Raw genomic sequence first — 23,510 nt, 5'->3', positions numbered from 1 at the left:
GCGCAGTGGCGACAGGAGGCAGGACATCATTTTTGGGGATGCCTTCCGGGTTGGGCCCCCTTAACGTGCGCGCACATATCAACAGTCGAGGGAGGCGGTCATGCGCCAAGGTGTCCATCTTCGTCCGGTGCGCCTGCCCCGGTTGCTCGTGGTGGCGGCGGCTGCAGCCAGCGTGGCGGGCTGCGCCTTCTTCGATCCGTATGTCGGCATGAAGCCGGCCAAGACCGAGGGCGCGGAGCGCGACAAGATCCAGTTTGCCGGTGAGGCCAACCAGGCCATTGCGCAGGTCGAGGCCGTGCGGCAGGAGTACTTCAGCGGTATGCGGCAGATCGGGGCCACGCGGGCGGCCTTCGCCACCGGGGCGACGGTCATCACGGGTTACGCCCTCTACAACACGCTCAAGCCCAACCCTCCCGGGGCGACCGAACCAAGCTTCGAGACCAAGCGGACCACGGTGGCCCTCGGTGCCGTGCTGGCCACGTCGCTGGGCCTGAGCGAGTACGCGCTCAACAAGGGCCAGGAGTCGGCCTACAACGTCGGCTACCAGGCCTTGACCTGCCTGCTGCGCCAGTCGGCACCGCTGCTGATGCCGCTGTACAAGCAGGCGGATGTCGTGGAAGCCGACAACGTCCAGACCCTGCAGCATGCGTTGGCGAAGCTGTCCAAGGAGATCGACGCTCTGGAGCGGGCCGTGGCGTCGGCCCGCGTCGGCGTGGCCGAGGGGCAGGTGCATGCGCAGCAGTGGGAAGCCGACGCCGTCAGGGCCCTGATCGCCGCCAACGATGCCCTGCCCGACAAGCCTGCGGCGGCCGACAAGTCCGGCAAGGCCAAGAAGCCAGGCGTGGCGCCAGCGCAGCCCGCCAAGCTGAGCCCCGAGGAATTGTCGGCAGCGGTCGGCAAGCTCACGACGACCTTGCCTCCCGAGATCGAGAAGCGCCCCCATCTGCCTCGCACCATCCGCGATGCCGAGAAGGCGCTGGGCTATGCCCGCCGCACCCTGGAAGACGGCAAGAAGCTGCTGCAGGCGGTGGTCGGTTCCGGGCGTGAGATCCAGGAACGGGCTCACTCCATCGTCAGCACCGTCAACGGGCTGATCCGCGCGGCCCAGCCCGACCTGAAGGCGGCCGATGTGTCGCTGTCCAGCGCCCAGGACATCGTGTCGGGCTTCAAGAAGATCGGCAGCGATACCGCCGAAGACCAGGCCGATACCACGAACGGCAGCAGCAGTAGCAGCAGTCTTCCGGCCGCCTTCGATGCACGGAAATTCGCCGCCATGGCCGCGCCACGTGCTTCGCAGCGCTGGGCCGTGCTGGGTGGTCCGGGCGTGTCGATGATGGGAAGTTCGCTCGCGGCCGTCATGGCTGCCAACGCCGTTGCGGCTCAGCAGGCCGCGTCAGCGCCCGCAGCCGCGGCCTCGGCGCCGGCTGCTGCGGCTTCCGGCGTGAAAGCCGCACCGCCTCCCGCGCCCAAGCCCCCGCCCGCCAAGCCGCCGGCTCCCGCCAAGCTGACGATGGAGGAACTGGAAAAGCTGCAGGGCCTGATCGAGAGCACGCTGAAGCAGGCCAGGCAACGCCAGGCCGAGGAAGCCCAGGAGAAGCTCATCGGCGGCTACAAGAGCAAGTTCGAAGATCTGGCCAAGCCTCGAGAGGTCTGCTGGGTCAAAGGAGGTCGGGCGCGTTGCGACACGGAACAACTGGCACTGAGCATCGAGGATCTCTATGCCGCACGTCGCCCGGTCGCTGCGACGGTCCTGCATTTCAGGGCGCAGACCAAGGTGGTCAGGCGTGTCGCCGGCTGCCCCAGCGACTCAGGCATCCGGGTCACGCCCAGCGAGAGCATCGTTGTCCAGGCCGGAGAGACCTACAGCTTTGTCGTGACCCAACCCAATGTGGGTTCTCCGGTCGCGATGCTGCAGGGGGCCTTGGGTGAGGATCTGGGTTCGCTGACGACGACCTCTCTGGGCACCGCCGGCCTGCAAGCCAAGGTCCAGTTCGGCAAGAAGGCCAAGGGGCGCTACGTCCTGCAGGCCACCGACTCGACCGGGGATTTCAGCGAAAGCGTGCAGATCTTCGTCAAGGCGGCGCCACCCGAGAAGAAGAAAGACGACGCGGCGGACAAGGCCAAGCCGGCGGCATCGGCCGCGGGGGATTCGTGAGCCAAGGCCGCGCCGCTTAGCGGTTCACCAGCACGATGCCCACGGCGAGGGCCGCCAGCGCCGCGACCAGGCGGGCGCTGATGCCTTCGCCCAGCAGCAGGGCGCCCGCCAGCAGACCGAACAGCGGCGTGCTCAGCGTGAAGACGGACAGCTTGGTGGCCGCGTAGTGGCGAATGAGCCAGAACCACACCAGATAGCTGGCAAAGGTGACGACGACGGCCTGGAAACCGAACAGGCCGATGAGGCGCGGCGACCAGTGCAGGGGCAGGGCCTCTCCCGTCAAGACGGCCGCTGCACACAAGGTCAGGGCGGACACCCCCAGCTGGTAGAGCAGCGTCTTCTCGGCGGGAGCGCTGCTCAGCTTGGTCGCACGGATGGCCAGCGTCGTGCCGCCCCACAGCACGGCGGCGGCCACGCCCAGCGCGTCGCCCCACCACTGCATGGGTGTGCCCGGCGCCGAGAAGCCTTCCGCGAACGCAAAGGCCATGGCGCCGAAGGCCAGCACCAGGCCGATCCATTGCCGCGCCGACAGCGCCTCGCCGCGCGCGATCCACGGCATGCCCAGGGCGACGACAAAGGGCGCCAGATAGATGAAGACGACCATGCGCGAGGCGCTGGTGTACTGCAGGCCGACAAAGATGCAGCCGAACTCGGCCGCGAACAGCAGGCCCGCGATCAGGCCGCCCCAGAGGCTGCCGTCGCGCTCGAACAGGCGGATGCCGCGCGACATCGACCAGAGCCAGACCAGCACGCCCGCCACGGCGGAGCGCAGGCCGGCCTGCCAGAGCGGCGCAATCTCGGTCAGCGCGGCCTTGGCGGCCACCTGGTTGATGCCCCAGAGCAGGCAGCACAGCAGCAGCAGGGCGATGGCGCGGGGATCAAGTTGGGTCTGTCGCATGCTGCGTATGCTGCCAGCATGTTCGAAGTGACCGTGATTGGCGGCGGCGTGATGGGCGCCGCCACCGCCTGCTTTCTCGCCCGCGACCATGGCGCGACGGTGACCGTCATCGAGCGCGATCCCAGCTATTCGCGGGCGTCGAGCTCGCTGTCGCTGAGCTCCATCCGCCAGCAGTTCTCCCAGCCGGCCAACATGGCCTTGTCGCGGTGGAGCGTCGAGTTCCTGCGTCGCGCGGCGGACGAGCTGGCGACGGCGGATGACAGCCCCGCCATCGGTCTCGTCGAGCCGGGCTATCTCTACCTCGCCACCCCAGCAGGGGAGGCGACGCTGCGCGAGGTGCACGCCGTGCAGCGCGCGGAAGGCGTCGACGTCGCGCTGCTGAGCCCTGCCGAACTGGCGGCGCGTTTCCCCTGGTTGGCCGTTGGCGATCTCACGCTGGGCTCGCTCGGCCTGAGCGGCGAAGGCTGGTTCGACGGTCCGGCCTTGCATCGGGCCTTCCGGCGCAAGGCCAAGGCTTGTGGGGTGCGCGTCATCGATGCCGAGGTGGTGGGTTTCGACACGGCCGGCGAACGCGTGACGGCCGTGCGCTGCGCCAACGGCTCGCTCGTGGGCGGCGACGCCTTTGTCATCGCGGCCGGCGCCTGGAGTGCGCCCTTGGGTTCAGCGCTCGGTGTTGAACTGCCGGTCCACGCAAAGAAGCGCGATGTCTTCGTGCTGGAGACACCAGCCTCATTGCCCGGCTGCCCGCTGGTCATCGACCCGAGCGGCTTCTGGTTTCGCACCGAGGGTTCGCTGATCCTGGCCGGCGGCCCGCCGCGTGGCGATGACCCCGACGAAGCGCCGCTGCACGACATCGACCATGGCCTCTTCGACGAGCAGCTCTGGCCCACGCTCGCCGCGCGCGTGCCGGCGCTGGAGGCGCTGCGCGTGCGTTCGGCCTGGGCCGGCTACTACGAGATGAATGCCTTCGACCATAACGGCCTGGCCGGCCGCTTGCCCGGTTACGCGAATGCGTTCACGGCCTGCGGCTTCTCGGGCCACGGCATGCAGCAGTCGCCGGCCGTGGGCCATTCGATGGCCCGGCTGATCGCTGGCCTGGAGGCCCCCTTGATCGCCGCGCTGACGCCGCAGCGCCTGCTCGACAACCGGCCCCTCATCGAGGCCAACGTCATCTAGCGGTTGCGCACCCGCTTCTTGGGCGGCGGCGGTTCGCTGCGCACCCAGCGCGTCGCCGTCAGCGCGTCCGACACGGCGCTGGTCTTGTTGTCCACATAGCCCCAGCCGCGCATCGCCACGCGCACCTCGGCGTCCGAAGGGTCGGCATCCGGGCCCTTGGGGTGCACCACCCAGACCGTCTTGCAGATCATGTCGGCATGGAACTCGGCCATGCGCGGCAGTTCCGACGCCTTGCTCAGCACGGCCACCAGCATGCGCGCTTCGCGCAGATTGGTCGTGATGCCGCCGGCCAGTGCCTCGGCCAGGGCCGGGTCCAGCGCGCCGACGGTCGGGCCGATCAGCAGGGCCGGGTTCTCGGCGCTGACGCCGAGCTTGGCGGCCAGCGTGGGCGGCGGCGTCTGCAGCTTCTTCAGCCACTTGCCGGCTTCCTTTTCGCCCAAAACCAGGGCGGCGGCTTCTTCGCCCACCTCGAAACGCAATTCCTCGCCGTCGATGCGCAGGTTCTGCAGCGCGGCGATCTCCCATTTGCGCTTGATGGCGCCGCGCAGCACGACGGTGGTCGATTCGAGCAGGGCGGTGACCTCGGCGGTCTCGGTGCCCACGCGGGCGGTACAACTGGCTTCACGTCCCATGCCGGGTCCTCGGTGATCTTGATGTTGCCCGCATTGTCAGCCCCCAGGCGAGGGCGCCGGCGACGGCGCCGCTCAGATGGGCAAAAGGGGCCACGGCGAAGTCGAAGCCGGGCGTGTCGCGCAGCACCGGGCCCAGCGGATGTTCGAGCACGAGCTTGATGACGAGGCCGACCACGATGGCCGAACCGACGAAGTGCTCCCGGCTGCGGCGCGTGAACAGCGCCAACGCGGCAATGGCCGCCAGCGCATGCAGCTCGCCCGACAGGCCGGCATAGTGCGCCAGCTCGGGGCGCAGCAGCAGGCCGAGCTGGGTCAGCGGCAGGGCAATGAGGGCAGCGAGGGCTTCACGCGGGCCCAGGTGGGCACGCCAGCCGAGCAGGGCCAGAACCGCGCAGCCGGCGAGATTGGCGGCGAGGTGAAGCGGCGTCCAGTGCACGAAGGCGGCGCTGATGGCGCGCCAGGGCTGCGATGCAAGGAGAGCGGGCTGCCAGTCCAGCACCTCGCGCGGCAGCGGCCAGGCCAGCAGGGACAGCGCGGCCAGCGCCGCGCACAGCGTCAGCCAAAGACGGCTTGCCACAGCGCTTGGACGGCATCGCGATGAATCTGCAGCGGCGCGGCAGCCTCGGCATCCAGCGCGGTGGACTGCTCATCCAGCCTGGCCTTGTGCTGCACGCGCCGCAGCTCGCGGTAGGCATTGGCGGCGCCGACACCCACGCCGCTCGGCAGCAGCCCGACGGCCTCGCAACGCTGTAGCAGCGCGATATTGCCGAGGTTGTCCAGCAGCTCGGGATGGTCGGCGCCATTCGCCAGCACCAGCGTCTGCAGCGCGAACTCGGCGTCCATCATGCCGCCCTCGCTGTGCTTCACGTCGAAGAGGCCTTCGCGCACCGGCCGCGCCGCGCGCACCTTCTCGCGCATGGCCTGCACCTCGGTCTTCAGCGCGGCGGCGTCGCGAGGTGACGTCAACACCTGGCGGCGCACGCCTTCGCAGCGCTCGGCCAGTTCGGCATTGCCGGCGCAGAAGCGCGCCCGCGTGATGGCCTGGTGTTCCCAGGTCCAGGCCGTGTTGCTGCCTCGACCGGTCTGGTAGGCCTCGAAGTGGGCCAGCGACGTGACCAGCAAGCCCGAATTGCCATTCGGCCGCAGCGCGGTGTCGATGTCGAACAGCTCGCCGGTGGCGGTGCGCAGCGTCAGCCAGGTGATCAAACGACGAACGAAGGCGCCGTAGATCTCGCTGGCGTTCTCGTCCTCGTCGTCGAAGACGAACACCACGTCCAGGTCGCCGCCATAGCCCAGCTCCTTGCCGCCGAGCTTGCCGTAGGCGATGACGGCCAGGCGGGGATCGGGGCGATGCGCCTTGCCAAAGCGCGCCCAGGCCCAGGTGATGGCGATCTGCAGCACGGCGTCGGCCAGCAGCGACAGGTCGTCGGCCACCTGCTCGACGGTGATGCGGCCCTCGACGTCGCGCACCAGCGTGCGGAAGACCTCGGCGTGGTGGGCGCGGCGCAGCGTGTCCAGCAGCGCTTCCTCGTCGGCCTCGCCGCTGCGCACCCAGCCCTGTTCGCGGCCAGCCAAGTCGGTGATGAAGGCCTCGCGGTCGAAGCGGGCGGTCAGCAGCAGCGGGTCGGCGAGTTCGTCGATGACGCCGGGGTGCTGCATCAGATAGCGCATCGGCCAGCGCGCCAGGCCGAGCAGGCGCAGCAGGCGCTGCTGCACGGCGGGGCGCTCGACGAGCAGGGCCAGATAGCTCTCGCGGCGCAGCAGCGGGCCGACCCAGTCGACAAAGCGCAGGGCCGCATCCAGCGAACATTCGTTGGCCGCCACAGCCTGGGCCGCGCGCTGGAAGAGCTTGGCCAGGCGCTGGCGCGATTCCTCGCGCAGGCCCTGCACGCGCGGCGTGTCGGCCAGGGCGCGCACGGCGGCGGCCAGCTCGGGCGGCAGGCCGTTCAGGAAGTCCTCGCCATCGACGGCCGGCTTGGGGCCGCCGCATTGGCCGCCCTTGCAGCCGCCCTGGGGCTTGCCGCCCTCGTGCAGCAAGGCGTCGAACTCGGTCGCGACCAGTTCGCGCACCTCGCCGAGCTGCTCGAACAGCTCGCAGGCTTCGCGCGAGCATTTCAGCCCGAGCGACGCGGCAATCCAGGCTAGGTCGGCGTCGCCTTGCGGCAGGCAATGGGTCTGCTGGTCGTCCAGGAACTGGATGCGGTGCTCGACGCGGCGCAGGAAGACATAGGCGGCCGTCAGCTTCTCTGCGGTCTCGGCCTTCATCAGCCCGCCGGCCGCCAGCTGGGCCAGCGCCTTGACGGTGGAACGGGTGCGGATCTCGGGGAACTGGCCGCCGCGCACGACCTGCAGCAGCTGCACGATGAACTCGATCTCGCGGATGCCGCCGCGCGACAGCTTGACGTCGTTGGCGCGCTCGGGCCGGCCGGCGGCGCGGGCCTTGGCCTCGCTGCGGATCTTGCCGTGCAGCTGGCGCAGGCCCTCGAAGACACCGTAGTCCAGGTAGCGGCGGTAGACGAAGGGCGTGACAAGGTTGCGCAGCTGCAGGGTGCGGGTATCGCCCGGCCCGCCCATGCCCGACAGCGGTGCGACGACGCGGCTCTTCAGCCAGGCGAAGCGCTCCCACTCGCGGCCCTGCACGAGGAAATATTCCTCCAGCATGCCCAGGCTGACGACCGGCGGGCCGCTCTTGCCATTGGGCCGCAGCGCCAGGTCGACGCGAAAGACCTGGCCGTCGTCGGTCACGTCGCCGATCAGCGCGTAGAGCCGTTTGGCGACGCTGGAGAAGTATTCGTGGGCACTGACAGGCCTCGAACCTTGCGTCTGGCCGTCATCTTCGTAAACGTAGATGAGGTCGATGTCCGACGAGACATTCAGCTCGCGGGCGCCCAGCTTGCCCATGCCCAGCACCCAGAAGGCGATGTCGCCACCCTCCGCGGTGCGGGGTTCGCCGTGGATGGCGTCCAGCTCGGTGCGGGCCGCGGCCAGGGCCTTGTCCAGCGTCACCTCGGCCAGATGCGTCATGGCCAGCGTGACATCTTCCACAGTGGCGCACTGTTCGATATCCAGCACCGCCAGGCGCTCCAGCACCAGGTGGCGGGCCACGCGCAGGCTGCTTGCCAACGGCCGGGTCGTGGCCAAAGTCTCGATCAGTGCGGCAATGACGCCCCGGTCGGGCAGGCCCGGTTGCAACAGTGGCAACTCCGCCGCATATCGGCGGCGAACCCGCTGCACATAGCGGCTGTGCTCAGCAAGAACGGGAAACAGTGCGCTCATGACCCTGTGCTAGATTGACTGCCGGCCGACATTTCACGTGCCCCAAGACACCGTGTCTGACTTCTTCTCGGCCGCCCTCCACCGCTGTACACGCGCTTCGCGCTGGCCTTTGCGCCTGTGCTGGCACAGCCTGCGCTGGGCCGTGCTGGTGCTGGCCCTGCTGTGGGCTTTGGGGGTGATGGCCTGGGCTGTATTGCACTGGGCCATTCTCCCGCACGCCAATGACTGGCGCCCCTGGCTGGAAAAGGAAGCCTCAAAGGCTTTGGGGGTAGAACTGCGCATCGGCCGCATCACGGTCGAATCCGGTGGCTGGATGCCGCGCATGGAACTGGGCGATGTGCAGGTGCTGGACACCGCCGGCCGCCCGGCGCTGCGGCTGCCGCGCGTGGCGGCCGTGCTGTCTGCCCAGTCCCTGCTCGCGCTGGAGCCGCGCTTCTCCCAGCTGCTGGTCGACGCGCCCGAGCTCACCATCCGCCGCGACGCCCAGGGCCGCATCTTCATCGCCGGCCTGGGCCTGGACGAGGCCGAGAAAACCGACGCCGGCACCACCGAGGCCGGCATGGACTGGTTGTTCAGCCAGCCCGAGCTCGCCATCGTCAACGGCCGCGTGCGCTGGGTGGACGAGAAGCGTGCCGATGCCCGGCCGCTGGAGCTGTCCGAGCTGAACTTCATCATGCGCAACGGCCTGCGCCGCCATTCGCTGCGCCTGGACGCGACGCCGCCGCCCGATTGGGGCCGGCGTTTCACGCTGCGCGGCCAGTTCACGCAGAGCCTGCTGAAGCGCCCCGGCGAGTTCCAGCACTGGAGCGGCCAGGCCTATGCCGAGTTGCCGCGCGCCGACCTGAGCCAGCTCAAGCGCCATGTCGACCTGCCCTTCCAGCTCAGCGAAGGTGATGGCGCCGTGCGCGCCTGGGCCGACATCAAGGACGGCAGCCCCACGGCCGCGACGCTGGACCTCGCCCTGCGCTCGGTGCGGCTCAAGCTGCTGGATTCCGCGCAGGAGCTGGACCTGGACCACATCGAAGGCCGGCTCGACCTGGCCCGCGCCAAGGACCGCTTGAGCCTGCAGGCCCGCCAGCTCGGCTTCGTCAGCCGGGACACCGACGGCAGCGTCGTGGCCTGGCCGCGCTCGGACTGGGGCGTGGTGCTGCAGCTCGGCAAGGCCGACGAAGTGCTGGGCGGCGAGCTCAATGCCCAGCGCCTGGACTTCGCGCTGATGGCCCAGATCGGCCAGCGCCTGCCCCTGGGCGAGCGCGCGCACAAGCTGCTGACCGAGCTGGAGCCGCGCGGCGTGCTGACGGCCTTGAGCGGCCAGTGGCAGGGCACGCTGGACGCGCCGCGCACTTACCGCGTCAAGGCCCAGATCGATGGCCTGGCGATTGCCGCGCGGCCTGCCGAGCAGGACGGCCATATCGGCCGCCCCGGCCTGCGCGGCGCCAGCGTGGAGCTGGACGCCAGCGAGCGCGGCGGCTCCGCCAAGCTGGCCGTGCACGACGGCGAGGTCGAGCTGCCGGGGCTGTTCGAAGACCCGCATCTGCCCATCACGCGGCTGTCCACGCAGATGCTCTGGCAACTGCCCCAGGCCAACGGCAAGTCGCCCGGTGACGTCGAGCTGAAGCTGCGCGAGCTGCAGCTGCAGACACCCGACGTCAGCGCTGAGTTCGACGTCAGCTGGAAGCGCCAGGCCGGCGCCACCACGCCGGGCTATATCGATCTGAACGGCCGCCTGCAGCGTGTGGAGGCGACGCGCGTGGCGCGCTACATCCCGGCGCGTCTGGTGAACACGCGCAGCTATGTGGCCCGCGCCATCCTCGGCGGCGAAGCGCACAACACCACGGTCAGGCTCAAGGGCGAGCTGGCCGACTTCCCCTTCGACGCGCCCAAATCCACCGGCATCTTCAAGGTGGTCACCCATGCCCAGGGCGTCACGCTGGCCTATGTGCCGCCGAGCGACAACGGCACCAACTGGCCAGCCATGGAAGGCGTGGACGCCGAGCTCGTCTTCGAGCGCGCCGGCATGTTCATCAAGGACGGCCACGCCAAGGTGCTGGGCTATGAGCTCAGCGACGTCAACGGCGGCATCAAGGACCTGCACCATGGCCGCCTGCTGCAGCTCGACGGCAATGGCCGCGGCGCGGGCGCCGACCTGCTGCGCTTCGTGCGCGCCTCGCCGCTGGACGAATGGCTGGGCCATGCGCTGGGCACCGCCACGGCCCAGGGCCCGGTCGCGCTCAAGCTCGGCATCGGCATTCCGCTGGACGACGTGAAGGAGACCACCGTCAAGGGCCAGCTTCAGCCCGCCGGCGTGGACGTCAAGCTGCGCCCCGAACTGCCACCGCTGGCGGGTGTGCGCGGCCGCATCGACTTCGACCGCAAGGGCCTGCAGCTCGTCGGCGTGACGGCCCGGCTGCTGGGCGGCGACGCCGGCATCGAAGGCGGCACGCAAGCGGGCGGCGGCATGCGCTTTGCCGTGCAGGGCCAGGCCACCGCCGACGGCCTGCGCCGCGCCACCGAGCTGGGTGCCGTGACCCGCCTCGCCCAGGCCGCCAGCGGCCAGACGGCCTACCGTTTCCAGCTCGCCATTCCCAAGGACGGCCAGAGCGAACTCAGCGTGTCCAGCAATCTGCAGGGGCTGTCCCTGGACCTGCCCGCGCCCGGGCGCAAGGAAGCCGATGCGGTGCTGCCGCTGCGCCTGTTGATGACGCCCACCGCGGCGGGCCGTGATGAGCTTCGTCTCGAAGTGGGCACCCCCGCGGCGCCTTTGCTTCAGGCCCAGCTGCAACGTGACATCTCCGGCCCCAGCTCCCAGGTGCTGCGCGGCGCCTTGGCCGTGCAGGACAAGCTGCCTGCGCTGCCCGCCAGCGGCGTGCTGCTGCAGGTCAATGTCGCGGCCCTGGACCTCGATGCCTGGCAGCAGCGCCTGGGTGGTCTGGCGGGCGGCGCTGGAGGTGGCGAGGGTGCCGACGACGCCGGCCTGCTGCCCAGCCAGATCGCGCTGCGCAGCCAGGCCCTCAAGATCGGTGGCCGCCAGCTCGGCCGTGCGACGGCGCTGGTGGCGCGCGATGGCGCCAACTGGCGCGTCAATGTCGACGCCGAGCAGATTTCCGGCCGCATCGAATTGAAGGGCGTCAAGGGCGGCCAGATCGAGGCCGTGCAGGCCCGCTTGTCGCGCCTGTCGCTGCCGCGCCAGGAGGCCGATTCGGTCAGCGAGCTCATCGACCCGGGCAAGGCCGACGCCAACAGCAGCCCGCTGCCGTCGCTGGACATCGAGGTCGACGACTTCGAGCTGCGCGGCAAGCGCCTGGGCCGCCTGGAAGTCTTGGCTCAGGCCCCGGCCGCCGCGCGTGACTGGAAGTTGGAGAAGCTGCAGATCCAGTCGCCCGATGCGACGCTGCACGCCAGCGGGCGCTGGGGCGGCGAGGCCGGCGCCAAGCGCCGCACCCAGCTCGACTGGAAGCTCGACATCGCCGATGCCGGCAAGCTGCTGGAGCGCCTCGGCCAGGGCCAGGTGCTGCGCGGCGGCAAGGGCGTGCTGGCCGGCCAGGTGGGCTGGGACGGCTCGCCGCTGGCGCCGCATTACGCCAGCATGGCCGGCGCGCTGAATGTGCAGCTCGACACCGGCACCTTCCTGAAGGCCGAGCCCGGTGTCGGGCGCCTGCTCGGCGTGCTCAGCCTGCAGTCGCTGCCGCGCCGCTTCCTGCTGGACTTCCGCGACGTCTTCGCCGAGGGCTTTGTCTTCGACGGCGTCACCGGCGACGTCAAGATCACCGCCGGCATCGCCCGCAGCGACAACATCCGCATCCGCGGCCTGCAGGCGGCCGTGCTGGTGGACGGCAGCACCGACCTGGCAGCCGAGACGCAGAAGCTGCGCGTCGTCGTCGTGCCCGAGGTCTCGGCCGGCGGCGCGTCGCTGGCCTACGCGGCCATCAACCCGGCCATCGCGCTGGGCGCCTTCCTGGCCCAGCTCATCCTGAGCCGCCCGGTGGCCGCGGCCAACACGCGCGAGTTCCACATCACCGGCACCTGGGACGACCCCAAGGTGGAGAAGGTGGAAGCGCTGCCGGCCAAGGCGGCGAGTGCAGTGAATTGAGGACCCCTCGCCCCGTCGCACCGCGCTGAACGCGGGTGCACCGGGTCGGTCTTGCAGACCGCGCAGCCGACAAAGCGGCTGCTCTTCGGCAGGCACGACAAGTCCACAGGACTTGCCGTGCCCGGCCTCAGCCCCCGTGGGGACGGCGATGCATGCCGGATCAACCAGCACGCACATCGCCAGACGGGCCGGCTAGGGAGCGGCCCGGCGCTCGGCCCGAGTGTCTGTTTCCAGTGGACGCCGCTCAGCGCGAGGCTTCGGTCTCCAGCGCCTTCAGCTGCAACCGCACGCCCGTATAGCTCCGTAGCTGGTTCAACGCGGTCTTCAGCCCGGGTTCAGCCATGAAGAGGGCGTCGAAGCTGCCATCGGCGGCCGCGATCGCCAGGCCGCGGCCCAGGCGCTCGGCCAGCTGCGGCTTGTCGCGCGTCACGAAGAAATACAGCGGCTGCTTGTATTGCAGGGCCACACCCGGCAGCTCCGCGAAGCCCTGGTCGGCGTAGTGCAGCAGCTCCTCGTCGATCTCCTCGCGGGTGCGCGGGATGAAGTCGAAGCGGCCGGCCTTGAGCATGCGGAACAACAGGTCGGACTTGGTGGCCGTCTCGACGTTGAAGCCATTGGCCTTCAGGATCTGCGCATCGCTCCAGTAGGTGCCCGCGCCGGCTCGCAGCTTGCGCAGCGCCTCCAGCGTGCGCAGCGGGCGCAGCGTGGGCAGGTCGGCGGCGCGCACGAGCAGGAAGCGCAGCTCGTTGATGCCCTTGAGCAGATTGAAGCGCACCGCCAGCGCCTGGGCCTCGCGCTCGGGCGTGGTGGTGCTCCACATCAGGTCCAGGTGGCCGTCCTGCAGCATCTGGCGCATGCGTGGGCGCGGCAGGTCGGGCGCCGCATGGACGAGGGTGGGCAGGGGCTCGCCGTCGGCCGTCTTGTTCAGGGCCAGCTTCAGGGCCTCGATGAAGAAACCGCCATGGGCGCTGTAGGCATTGGGGTCGGGCAGGCGCAGCGTCTGCGGCGTGCCGGCGCCACGGGCCGACGGCAGCGCCGCGGCGAGGGGCAGCGCCAGCAGCTGGCGACGCAGACGAGAGGGAGACGGCATGGCCGTCCGATTCTCATCCCATGGGTCCGGGGCGTCATGCCGGCGGTCGTGACTTCTGCCGCGCAGTCCTGAAGGTGATCGACCAGCGGAGCGCGTCCACCGGCGCGACGCTGTGCTGCCAGCCCCAGCGTGCCTCGCCCTGCAACGCATAGACGGAGCGCGGCTGGACGCTCAGCTTGACGACATCTTCACGCCTCGGGTTGTGCGGCGGATAGGGCCTGAAGCGCAGCAGCGCCGCGCTGCCCAGCGACACGCCGAAGACGTCCTCGAAGTCGGGCACATCGCGATGCCAGCCCAGCGGCGTGCCGGGTGAGTATTCGGCGACCAGCACGTGCACAAGGGCCTGCGCGTCGACGCCGGCCCAATGCGCGACGCGTTCGCGCAGCGGATGGAATTCGTCGATCAACGGCGTCGACGGCCGCAGCTCGTTGCTGTCGTAGTCGAACTGGCCGCCGTAGCTGATGACGCGGCGGCGGGCGGTGTAGCTCTTGTACTTCGCCTCGCGCAGCGGCAGCTGCTGCACGAGGGCCGTCAGCGCGGCTTCTTCCTGTGCTGACAGAAAGGCCGACTCGTAGCGCAGGCCCGGCGGCAAGGCGCCCGGCGAAGGCGGGAGGTCGTCGAACAGGCCAGACTGCATGGCGATCAAGTCAGGCCGGCGCCCAGGCCTTCAAGTCGGCGGCCGTGGCGGCGGCCTCCTTGCGCACCCAGGCCGCGAAGCGCTTCACGACGGGCAGGGCGGCGGCGTCTTCGCGGATGACGAGCAGATTGGCGCGCGGCGACGGCAGCAGCAGTGGATGCGCCTGCACCAGCTTGCCCGCGAGCAGCCGCGGCAGCGCCAGGGACAGCCGCGTGACCGCCAGCCCCAAGCCCGCTTCGGCCGCGTCCAGCGTGACGGCGGCATCGTTGAAGGCCGGCCCTTCGGCCTGCGCGGTGGCGCCCGCCGCGGCCTGCCACAGCGGTGCGTCGCCGGTCACATGGCTGAGCAGACGGGCGGCCGGCCAGCGTGCGGCGTCGGATCCCAGTTCGCGGGCCAGTGCCGGCGTGGCAACGGTCAGCAGGCGGTCGCCGAACAGGATCTCGCCGCCATCCTCGGGCCGGCCATGGCGCAAGGCCACCAGGGCCACGCGCGGCGGTGGGCGCACCAGGGCGTAGTCGGTCTGCACGATGAGGCGCACCTGCGGCGCCAACGCGATGAAGCGGTCCAGCCGCGGCAGCAGCCAGGCGCGTGCCAGCGAGCCGAGGGTGGCGATCTGCAGCGTCGTGTGCGCAGCATCCGGTTCGGGATAGACGGCTTCGTGCAGGGCCGCCAGCGGCCCGCCCAGCCGGGCCAGCAGCTCGCGGCCCTCGGCCGTCAGCCGCATCTGGTTGCCGACGCGCTCGAACAGGGTCTGGCCGCACCAGTCCTCCAGCTGGCGCACCTGGCGGCTGATGGCGCCGGGGGTCAGGTGCAGCTCGGCGGCCGCACGGCTGAAGTTGCCCAGGCGGGCGGCGGCCTCGAAGGCTTGCAGGGAGAACAGGGGTGGCAGGCGCTCGCGCATGGTGTTGAGAAATCGGCACAGCCGGTGTGCGAAAGCCTCGCTGGCGCGGCGTGCGCCTGAGGCGGACATTGGCGCCACGTTAACGCCGGAGGCCAAAGCCATGCCCACGCAAGCCATCTTCGTCCACCAGTTCGGCGGCCCCGAAGTGCTGGAGCTGCAATCCCTGCCCACGCCCCAGGCTGCATCCGGCCAGGCCGTCGTGCGACTCGAATACGCCGGCATCAACTTCGTCGACCTCTACCAGCGCGAGGGCCGCTATCCGGGTATCAGCCTGCCCTGGCGCCTGGGCCTGGAGGGCGCGGGCGAGATCGTCGACGTCGCGCCCGGCGCCGAGTTCCAGGTCGGTGATCGCGTCGCCTTCACGACCGGCGTGCAGGGCGCTTACGCCAGCCATCTGGCCGTGCCGCTGGAGCACCTGGTGCGCGTGCCCGATGCGCTGTCGCTGCGCGATGCCGCGGCGGCGCTGGAACACGGCCTGACGGCCGCCATGCTGCTGGACGACGTCGCGCGGCTGCCGCCCGGCGAGCCGGTGCTGGTGCATGCCGCCGCCGGTGGCGTCGGCGGCTGGCTGGTGCAGTGGTTGATCGCGCGCGGCCATGCCGTCTTCGGCACGGTGTCGAGCCAGGCCAAGGCCGACTGGCTGCGCGGCCTCGGCGCGGTGCCGCTGCTGGCCGACAGCGACTGGGTGCCGGCCGCGCGCGGCGTCGCCGTCGTCTTCGATTCGGTGGGGCGCAGCACTTTGGCCGGCAGCCTGGAGGCGTTGCGCTTGGGTGGCCATCTCGTCCTCTTCGGCGCGGCCAGCGGCCAGCCCGAGCCGGTCGATGTGCTCGCGCTGCAGAAGAAGAGCCTGACGCTGACGCGGCCGGTACTGCCCCACTTCCTGCCCGACGCCGCCAAGCGCCGTGCGCGCGCTGCGACGGTGTTCGATGCCGTGCTGAGCGGCGCCGTGCAGTTGCGCATCCACGCCGAATTCCCGCTGGCCGATGTGGCCAGTGCCCATCAACTGCTGGCGTCGCGTGCGACGCAGGGCAAGCTTCTCCTCAAGCCATGACCATTCTGAAAGACCGCCTGGCCGCCCTCGGCCACACCCTGCCCGAACTGGGTTCGCCCGCTGCCAACTATCTGCACCACCGCGAAGGTGGGGGCCTCCTCGTCATCGCCGGCCAGATCGGCACGCCGGGCCTGGGCGCCCTGGAGGCGTCGGCTGCGCGGGTCGAAGCCGAGATCGCGGCACTCAAGCTGCTGGCCGTGCTGGACGCCGCAGTCGGCGGCGACCTCGGCCGTGTTCGCCAGGTGCTGCGCCTGGGCATCTTTGTCGCGGCGGGGCCGGGCTTCACCCAGCACAGCACGGTCGCCGATGGGGCGTCCGACCTCGTCGTCGCCGCACTCGGCGAGCGCGGCCGGCATGCGCGTGCGGCCATCGGCGTGGCCAGCCTGCCGGCGGGCGCGGCAGTGGAGGTCGAGGCCCTGGTGGAGTTGGTGTCGTGATGGCGCCGCTGCTGCTCAACCATGCCGGCGCCTCGCCGCTGTCGGCGGCGGCGCTCGCGGCCCTGCAAGCGCATCTGGCGCTGGAGGCCCGCCTCGGGCCGATGGAGGCGGGCGAGCAGGTCGCGCCGCAACTGCAGCGCCTGCGTGAAGACGCCGCCCGGCTGTTGAACGCCGGCAGCGACGAGATCGCCTTCCTCGGCAGCGGTTCGGCGGCCTTTGGCGCGGCCTGGTCGGCCTTCACGCACACGACGCCGCTGCGCGCGGGCGACCGCATCCTCGTCGGCCGCCAGGAGTGGGGTGGCAATCTCGCGACCTATCAACGCAGCGGCGCGACGGTCGAGGTGCTGCCCTGCCGTGCCGACGGCAGCGTCGATGTCGAGGCCGCTGCGGCACTGATCGACGAGCGGGTGCGCTGGATCTCGCTGACCTGGCTGCCCGCCAACGGCGGGCTCATCAACGACGCGGCCGCCCTGGGGCGGGTGGCGCGTGCGGCCGGCGTGCCGTATTTCATCGACGCCGGCCAGGCCGTGGGCCAGTTGCCGGTGGACGTGCAGGCCTTGGGCTGCGATGTGCTGAAGAGCGCCGGCCGCAAGCATCTGCGCGGGCCACGCGGCACGGCGCTGTTGTACGTGCGCAAGGATTTTGCGGATCGGCTGGAGCCGCCCTGGGTGGACGTCTCGGGCGCCCGCTTCGAGACGTCGGAGCAGCCGGTGGCGTTGAGGCTGGCGCTGCAGGTGGCGATTGCCGAAGCGCTGGAGATCGGTATCGACCGGATTGCTGCGCATGTGCAAGGCCTGGCCGCCCTGCTGCGCGAGCGCCTCGGCAAGCTGCCCCATGTGCGCCTGCACGACCTCGGTGAGGGCCCGCGCTCGGGCCTGGTCAGTTTCACCGTCGAAGGCGAAGCGGCGCTGGCGACCCGCATACGTCTGGCCGGGCAGGGCATCCATGTCGGCGCCAACGGCGTGCCCTACACGCCGCTGGACATGCAGGCGCGAGGTCTCGACGGTATCGTCCGCGCATCGTTTTCCTGGCTTAACAACCCAGCGGACATTGAGCGGCTAGCATCCGCGCTATGAAGATCGCAGCCCTCCAGATGGTCTCCGGCCCCGACGTGGCCGCCAACCTCGGCGCGGCGCGCCGCCTGCTGGAGGACGCGGCCCGCCGCGGCGCCCAGCTTGCGGCCCTGCCGGAGTACTTCTGCCTGATGGGCATGCACGACAGCGACAAGCTGGCGCTGGCCGAAGCCGAGGGCGAAGGACCCATCCAGGCCATGCTGGCCAGCGCCGCGCGCGACCTGGGCCTGTGGATCATCGGTGGCACGCTGCCCATCAAGTCGACGACGGCCGAGCGGGTGCGCAACTCGACGCTGGTGTTCTCGCCCGATGGCGAGCGCGTCGCGCGCTACGACAAGATCCATCTCTTCGCCTTCGACAACGGCCGCGAGAGCTATGACGAGGGCCGCGTGCTGGAGCCGGGTAGCCAGCCCACCAGCTTCGACACCGGCAGCATCAAGGTCGGCCTGTCGGTCTGCTACGACCTGCGTTTCCCCGAGCTCTACCGCGGCTATGCCGGCGTCGACCTGCTGGCCGTGCCGGCCGCCTTCACCTACACGACCGGCCAGGCCCATTGGGAGCTGCTGCTGCGCGCCCGCGCCGTCGAGAACCAATGCTATGTCGTGGCGCCCGCCCAGGGCGGCCAGCATGCCAACGGCCGCCGCACCTGGGGCCACAGCATGGTCATCGACCCCTGGGGCCAGGTGCTCAGCGTGCTGGCCGAGGGCGAGGGCGTCGTCATGGCGGACGTCGATCCGGCCCGCCTGACCCAGGTGCGCCAGCAATTGCCGGCCCTGGCGCATCGCAAGCTGGGGTAATCCTGGGGAGGTGACTTCCTGCGCGGCGAAGCGAGGCTTCTAGACTCGTTCGCTTCAGTCATCCCGAGCCTGCCCTGCCATGCGTTTCAAACTCGCGGGCGCCGTTCTGGCGCTGTCGACCGCTTTTTCGGCTTTCAGCGCTTTCGCAGCGCCGAGCGCCCCCCTCGGCCCCGTGACCAACCCGCTGTGGCTGCGCCAGTCCAGCATTTCGCCGGATGGCCGGCAGATCGCCTTCACCTTCCAGGGCAATCTCTACATCGTGCCCGCCGCCGGCGGCACCGCGCGGCTGCTGGTGGCCAATGGCAACCACATCGCGGCGCCGGTCTGGTCGCCCGATGGCAAGCTGCTGGCGTATGCGGCCGACCTCTATGGCAACAACGACGTCTTCCTCGTCTCGGCCGAGGGCGGCCCGTCGCGCCGGCTGACGGCGCATTCGGCCGGCGAGACGCCCATCGCCTTCACGCCCGATGGCAAAGCGGTGCTGTTCTCGGCCTCGCGCCAGGACGCCCGCACCAGCATGGCCTTCCCGTCGCCGGCCCTGGGCGAGCTCTACCAGGTCGGCATCGACGGGGGGCGTCGCCCCGAGCAGTTGTTCAGCGCGCCGGCCATGGCCGGCCGCTACAACAAGGCCGGCAGCCAGCTGGTCTACGAGGACTGGAAGGGTTATGAGAACGGCTTCCGCAAGCACCACATCTCGCCGGTAGCCCGCGACATCTGGCTGTGGGACGCCAAGACCGGCCAGCACCGCAAGCTGACGAACACCGGCGGCGAGAACCGCAACCCGGTCTGGTCGGCCGATGAGAAGTCGGTCTACTACCTCAGCGAGAAGAGCGGCTCCCTCAATGTCTGGAAGATGCCTCTGGACCGCCCCGAGGCGGCGCAGCAGATCACCCGCTTCACGAAGAATCCGGTGCGCTTCCTGAGCGTGGCCGGCGACGGCACGCTGTCCTTCGGCTTCGACGGTGAGCTCTACACCATGGCCGGCGACGCCGCCACGCCGCAGAAGGTCGGCATCGGCATCGCCGCCGATGCGATGCAGCCGCGCATCGAGAACCTCAAGCTGGCCGAAGGCGCCACCGACATGGCCGTCAGCCCTGATGGCGGCGAAGTGGCCGTCATCGTGCGCGGCCAGGTCTTCGTCTCGTCCGCCGAGTTCGGCAACACCCGCCGCATCACCGAAGGCCCGGGCCAGAAGCGCTCGGTCAGCTTCAGCCCCGATGGCCGCAGGCTGCTCTATGCCTGCGAGGTCAATGGCCAGTGGAGCCTGTGCGAGGCGGCGATTGCCGGCGACAAGAAGGCCGTGCCCAGCTTCTTCAACGCGCCGCGCGTGACGACCCGGGTGCTGCTGCAGGACGCCCACCAGAACTTCCAGCCGCGCTACTCGCCCGACGGCAAGCAGGTCGCCTATCTGCAGGACCGGGCGGCCCTGCATGTGCTGGACATCGCCAGCGGCAAGACCCGCGAGGTGCTGTCGGCCGACTTCAACTACTCGTATGAAGACGGCGACCAGTGGTTCGACTGGGCGCCCGACGGCAAGAGCCTGGCGGTGCAGTTCGTCGACCGCAATCGCTGGGGCCAGGAAGTCGGGGTGGTGCCGGCCGACGGCAGCGGCAAGCTCGTCAACCTGACCAACAGTGGCTACGAGGACATTCGGCCCATGTTCGCGCGCCAGGGCCAGATGCTGGTCTGGGCCTCCGACCGCCACGGCCTGCACGGCAATGGCGGCGGTTCGCGCACCGACGCCGACGTCTATGCGATGTTCCTGACCCGCGCGGCCTTCGACCGCTACCAGCTCGACAAGGCCGAATACGCCCAGCTGAAGAAGCGCGAGGAGGACGAGAAGAAGGACAGCGACAAGAAGGACGACGACAGCAAGAAGGCCGAGAAGAAGGACGCCGAGAAGAAAGACGAGAAGAAGGAAGCCGACAAGAAGGAAGAGAAGAAGCCCGAGCCGCCCAAGCCCGTCGTCATCGAGCAGGAGGGCATCGAGAACCGCACGGTGCGCATGACCACGGTGTCGGGCGACATCAAGGACTATGCGCTGACGCCGGACGGCGAGCAGCTGTTCTACGTCATCAAGACCGGCGAAGGCCATGAGCTGTGGCAGGTACGCCTGCGCGACAAGGAAGGCCGCCGCGTGGCCTCGCTGCCGGGTGGCCGCATCGAGGCCGTCAGCCTGGTGCTGGACGCCAAGGGCGCCAACGGTTTCGTCATGACCGGCGGCAAGGTGCAGAAGTTCAAGGTGCCCGGCGACGACGGCAAGGGCGATGTGAAGACCGAAGGCCTCAAGTTCACGGCCGAGCTGCGCATCGACCACACCGCCGAGCGCGCTCAGATGTTCGACCACGTCTGGCGCCAGACCTACGAGAAGCTCTACGTCAGCGACATGGGCGGCGTGGACTGGGCCGGCTATCGCAAGGTCTACGAGCGCCAGCTGCCCTTCGTGGCCGATGGCGCCGACTTCGCCGAGCTGCTCAGCGAGATGCTGGGGGAACTCAATGTCTCTCACACCGGCAGCAGCTACCGCCCCGCCTCGCGCGGTGACGCGACGGCCGCCCTGGGCCTGTTCTACGACCCGGCCCACAAGGGCGCCGGCGTCAAGGTGGGCGAGGTCATCGAGGGCGGCCCGCTGGACACGGCGGCCACCCGGCTCAAGGCCGGCATGGTCATCGAGTCCATCGACGGCGAAGCCATTGCGGCTGGTGCCGAGTTCGACTCCATGCTCAACCTCAAGTCGGGCAAGCAGGTCGTGCTGGAGGTGCTGGACCCGGCCACGGGCAAGCACTTCGAGCAGACCCTCAAGGCCATCAGCCAGGGTGCCGAGCGCGAGCTGCTCTACAAACGCTGGGTGCGCAAGGAGCGTGCCCTGGTGGACAAGCTGTCGGGCGGTCGCCTGGGCTATGTGCATGTGCGCGGCATGGACGACGGCAGCTACCGCCAGACCTATTCCGAGGCCCTGGGCCGCGCCAGCGGCAAGGAGGCCCTCATCGTCGACACCCGCTTCAACGGTGGCGGCAATCTGCACGACGAACTGGCTACGTTGCTGTCGGGCAAGAAATACCTGGAGTTCATGCCGCGCGGCCAGAGCCTGGGCTGGGAGCCGGGCGGCAAATGGGTCAAGCCCTCGGCGGTGCTGATCAGCGAGAGCAACTACTCCGACGCCCACCTCTTCCCGTGGACCTACAAGCATCTGGGCATCGGCAAGCTCATCGGCATGCCGGTGGCCGGCACCGGCACGGCCGTGTGGTGGGAAACCATGCAGGACGGCGCCACCGTCTTCGGCATCCCTCAGGTGGGCTTCCGGGCCCAGAACGGCGACTTCATGGAGAGGGCCCTGGTGACGCCGGATGTTGTCGTGCCGAATGACAAGGCGAAGCTCGACGCCGGTGACGATCAACAACTGGAAGCGGCCGTGAAATCGCTGCTCGGCAAGTGAGCGCCGTCGGCGTCATGCCCCTTGCGCAGCCGGGCCGCACGGTGGCCTGGGTCGTGGCCGTGCTGGTAGCGATCTCGCTGTTCGGCAACTTCTACGTCTACGACTCCATCGGCCCCGTGGCCGACCTGCTGCAGCAGCAGCGCGGCTTCTCGGATTCGCAGATCGCGCTGCTGAACGCCATCTACAGCCTGCCCAACGTCGTCCTCATCCTGGTGGGCGGCGTGCTGGTGGACCGTTTCGGTGCGGCGCGCATGACGCTGATCACGGCGGGCATCTGCGCCCTCGGCGCGGCGCTGACCGCCTTCAGCCCCAGCTTCGCCGGCATGGCCGCGGGCCGGCTGCTGTTCGGCATCGGCGCCGAGACCTTCAACATCGCGACGCTGGCCGCCGTGGCCGACTACTTTGGTGGCCGCAGCCTGGCGCTGGCCATGGGCGCGGAGCTGGCCGTGGGCCGCATGGGCTCCTATGGCGCCGACATGTCGCCGACCTGGTTTGCCGGTTCCTACGCGCAAGGCTGGCAGCCGCCCCTCGTCATCGCCGCCGCCATTGCGTTCTCGGCCTTCGTGGCGGCTTTCGCCTACTGGTGGGTGGACCGCGGCCCGCGCCGCGCCGGCCTGCTGCCCGCGGGCAACACGGCGGCCGAGAAATTCGCCTGGCGCGACCTGCTGCATTTCGGCAAGGCCTACTGGTATCTGCTGCTGCTGTGCGTGCTCTGGTACTCGGTCATCCTGGCCTTCCGCAGCACCTTCTCCATCAAGTATTTCCAGCATGCCCACGGGCTGGACCTGGCCGCGGCCGGGGAGATGAACAGCTATGTCTTCCTCGCCGCCGTGTTCGCCACACCGGCCTTCGGCTGGATGTGCGACCGCCTGCGCCGCTATGCGCCCTTCCTGGCGCTGGGCGCCCTGCTGCTGCCCATCGCGCTGGCCGTGCTGGCGCTGACGCACTGGAGCCTGTGGATACCGACGGCGCTGATCGGCGTCAGCTACTCGCTGGTGCCCGCCGTCATGTGGCCGCTGACCAGCCGCCTCGTGGCGCCGAATCGCTTCGGCACGGCCATCGGCCTGATGTGGGTGGTGCAGAACGCCGGCATCAGCGGCGCCAACCTGGTGGCGGGCTGGCTCAACGACCGGGCCGGTGCCAGTGCCACCAACCCGGCCGGCTACAGCGACATGATGTGGTTCTTCGGCCTCACCAGCGTGGCGGGCTGCGTCTTCGCGCTGCTGCTGTGGGCGACGGCGGGGCGGGCGCGGCACGAGATCAAGGCTTGAGATAAGGCGGAGCACACCATGGGGCTCTTGATCTTCAGCATCAACGTCACCCTCGACGGCTGCGTCGACCACCAGGAAGGCATCGCCGACGACGAGACGCATGCCTTCTTCACGGGCCTGATGGATGAATGCGGGGCGATGCTGTGGGGCCGCGTCACCTACGAAATGATGGAGAGCTACTGGCCGGCGGTCGCCCGCGGCGACGTGGCAGCGCCACCGGCGATGCGGGAGTGGGCGCTCAAGCTGGAGGCCAAGCCGAAATACGTGGTGTCGTCAACGCGAAAGGCCTTCCCGTGGACCCACAGCCACCCCATCGTGGGCGATCTGCGCATGGGTGTGCAGAAGCTCAAGGATGCGACCCCAAACGGTGTGTTGCTCGGCAGCGGCAAGCTCGCGGCCGAGCTGGACCGGCTGGATCTGATCGACGAGTACAGGTTGCTCGTCCACCCCAGGATCGCCGGCCACGGCCCGACGCTGTATGAGAGCGGGCTGCCCAGCACGCGACGACTCGAGTTGGTCTCGGCGAAGCCGCTGCGATGTGGTGCGGTCGCCATGCACTACCGGTGCGCGCGTTAGGCGCAACACCCGCC

The 23,510-nt window shown here is 69.8% G+C and carries 17 protein-coding genes; 10 read left to right on the top strand and 7 right to left on the bottom strand.

Annotation, left to right across the window (positions count from 1 at the left end; genetic code table 11):
• Positions 1 to 100: 100 nt before the first annotated feature.
• Positions 101 to 2,155, top strand: coding sequence for a hypothetical protein (locus AC1D2H_RS11930; RefSeq protein WP_478011081.1), 2,055 nt, complete (start codon positions 101 to 103; stop codon positions 2,153 to 2,155).
• Between the two features lie 16 nt (positions 2,156 to 2,171).
• Here the strand turns inward: AC1D2H_RS11930 and AC1D2H_RS11925 are convergent, their stop codons facing one another.
• Complete coding sequence (locus tag AC1D2H_RS11925) at positions 2,172 to 3,053, bottom strand: DMT family transporter (protein WP_477935341.1); 882 nt, start codon at positions 3,051 to 3,053, stop codon at positions 2,172 to 2,174.
• 18 nt (positions 3,054 to 3,071) lie between these two features.
• Here AC1D2H_RS11925 and AC1D2H_RS11920 point away from each other — a divergent pair, with 18 nt between their 5' ends.
• Positions 3,072 to 4,229 carry an NAD(P)/FAD-dependent oxidoreductase gene (locus tag AC1D2H_RS11920; RefSeq protein WP_477935339.1) on the top strand — a complete coding sequence of 386 codons (1,158 nt, stop codon included), beginning with the start codon at positions 3,072 to 3,074 and terminating at the stop codon, positions 4,227 to 4,229.
• Here the strand turns inward: AC1D2H_RS11920 and AC1D2H_RS11915 are convergent.
• Genes AC1D2H_RS11915 through glnE form a run of 3 tightly spaced genes read right to left on the bottom strand, consistent with a single transcriptional unit; the run spans position 4,226 to position 8,137 of the window.
• The gene (locus AC1D2H_RS11915; protein WP_477935337.1) at positions 4,226 to 4,861 is read right to left on the bottom strand and encodes a hypothetical protein; all 636 of its coding nucleotides are present in this window, start codon (positions 4,859 to 4,861) and stop codon (positions 4,226 to 4,228) included. The two genes, AC1D2H_RS11920 and AC1D2H_RS11915, sit on opposite strands and share 4 nt — an antisense overlap.
• Positions 4,851 to 5,438, bottom strand: a complete 588-nt coding sequence (rrtA, locus tag AC1D2H_RS11910) for a rhombosortase (protein WP_478011080.1) — start codon at positions 5,436 to 5,438, stop codon at positions 4,851 to 4,853. Before rrtA ends, AC1D2H_RS11915 begins: the two co-directional genes overlap by 11 nt.
• Positions 5,417 to 8,137 (bottom strand): bifunctional [glutamate--ammonia ligase]-adenylyl-L-tyrosine phosphorylase/[glutamate--ammonia-ligase] adenylyltransferase, encoded by a 2,721-nt coding sequence (gene glnE / locus AC1D2H_RS11905; RefSeq protein WP_478011079.1) that lies wholly within the window; start codon positions 8,135 to 8,137, stop codon positions 5,417 to 5,419. The genes rrtA and glnE overlap by 22 nt, the downstream gene beginning before the upstream one ends.
• Before the next feature lie 37 nt (positions 8,138 to 8,174).
• On the opposite strand from glnE, the gene AC1D2H_RS11900 reads away from it, so the two are divergent.
• The gene (locus AC1D2H_RS11900; protein ID WP_478011078.1) at positions 8,175 to 12,227 is read left to right on the top strand and encodes a YhdP family protein; all 4,053 of its coding nucleotides are present in this window, start codon (positions 8,175 to 8,177) and stop codon (positions 12,225 to 12,227) included.
• Positions 12,228 to 12,471: 244 nt separating this feature from the next.
• Here the strand turns inward: AC1D2H_RS11900 and AC1D2H_RS11895 are convergent, their stop codons facing one another.
• The 3 genes from AC1D2H_RS11895 to AC1D2H_RS11885 are packed head-to-tail and all read right to left on the bottom strand — an operon-like array spanning position 12,472 to position 14,924.
• Positions 12,472 to 13,317, bottom strand: coding sequence for a substrate-binding periplasmic protein (locus AC1D2H_RS11895; RefSeq protein WP_478011077.1), 846 nt, complete (start codon positions 13,315 to 13,317; stop codon positions 12,472 to 12,474).
• Positions 13,318 to 13,351: 34 nt separating this feature from the next.
• Positions 13,352 to 13,954 (bottom strand): alpha-ketoglutarate-dependent dioxygenase AlkB, encoded by a 603-nt coding sequence (locus AC1D2H_RS11890; protein WP_478011076.1) that lies wholly within the window; start codon positions 13,952 to 13,954, stop codon positions 13,352 to 13,354.
• Positions 13,955 to 13,964: 10 nt separating this feature from the next.
• A complete protein-coding gene (locus tag AC1D2H_RS11885; protein ID WP_478011075.1) occupies positions 13,965 to 14,924 on the bottom strand; it encodes a LysR family transcriptional regulator in 960 nt (319 codons plus the stop codon).
• Between the two features lie 31 nt (positions 14,925 to 14,955).
• Between AC1D2H_RS11885 and AC1D2H_RS11880 the strand changes: the two genes are divergently transcribed.
• From AC1D2H_RS11880 to AC1D2H_RS11850, 7 genes are all read left to right on the top strand, one after another.
• The gene (locus AC1D2H_RS11880) at positions 14,956 to 15,906 is read left to right on the top strand and encodes a quinone oxidoreductase family protein (RefSeq protein ID WP_478011074.1); all 951 of its coding nucleotides are present in this window, start codon (positions 14,956 to 14,958) and stop codon (positions 15,904 to 15,906) included.
• A complete protein-coding gene (locus AC1D2H_RS11875; RefSeq protein ID WP_478011073.1) occupies positions 15,903 to 16,343 on the top strand; it encodes a RidA family protein in 441 nt (146 codons plus the stop codon). The genes AC1D2H_RS11880 and AC1D2H_RS11875 overlap by 4 nt, the downstream gene beginning before the upstream one ends.
• Positions 16,343 to 17,419, top strand: coding sequence for an aminotransferase class V-fold PLP-dependent enzyme (locus AC1D2H_RS11870; protein WP_478011111.1), 1,077 nt, complete (start codon positions 16,343 to 16,345; stop codon positions 17,417 to 17,419). Before AC1D2H_RS11875 ends, AC1D2H_RS11870 begins: the two co-directional genes overlap by 1 nt.
• Complete coding sequence (locus AC1D2H_RS11865) at positions 17,416 to 18,213, top strand: carbon-nitrogen hydrolase family protein (protein WP_478011072.1); 798 nt, start codon at positions 17,416 to 17,418, stop codon at positions 18,211 to 18,213. Before AC1D2H_RS11870 ends, AC1D2H_RS11865 begins: the two co-directional genes overlap by 4 nt.
• Positions 18,214 to 18,292: 79 nt before the next feature.
• Positions 18,293 to 21,649 carry a S41 family peptidase gene (locus tag AC1D2H_RS11860; RefSeq protein WP_478011071.1) on the top strand — a complete coding sequence of 1,119 codons (3,357 nt, stop codon included), beginning with the start codon at positions 18,293 to 18,295 and terminating at the stop codon, positions 21,647 to 21,649.
• On the top strand, positions 21,646 to 22,920 hold the full coding sequence (locus AC1D2H_RS11855) for an MFS transporter (protein WP_478011070.1): 1,275 nt from the start codon (positions 21,646 to 21,648) through the stop codon (positions 22,918 to 22,920). Before AC1D2H_RS11860 ends, AC1D2H_RS11855 begins: the two co-directional genes overlap by 4 nt.
• Before the next feature lie 18 nt (positions 22,921 to 22,938).
• On the top strand, positions 22,939 to 23,496 hold the full coding sequence (locus AC1D2H_RS11850; protein WP_478011069.1) for a dihydrofolate reductase family protein: 558 nt from the start codon (positions 22,939 to 22,941) through the stop codon (positions 23,494 to 23,496).
• The last annotated feature ends 14 nt before the right edge of the window (positions 23,497 to 23,510 follow it).

The sequence above is a fragment of the Roseateles sp. P1_C1_2 genome (assembly GCF_056406535.1).
The sequence above is the reverse complement of the archived record's forward strand: the minus strand, read 5'-3'. Positions and strand labels throughout refer to the sequence as shown.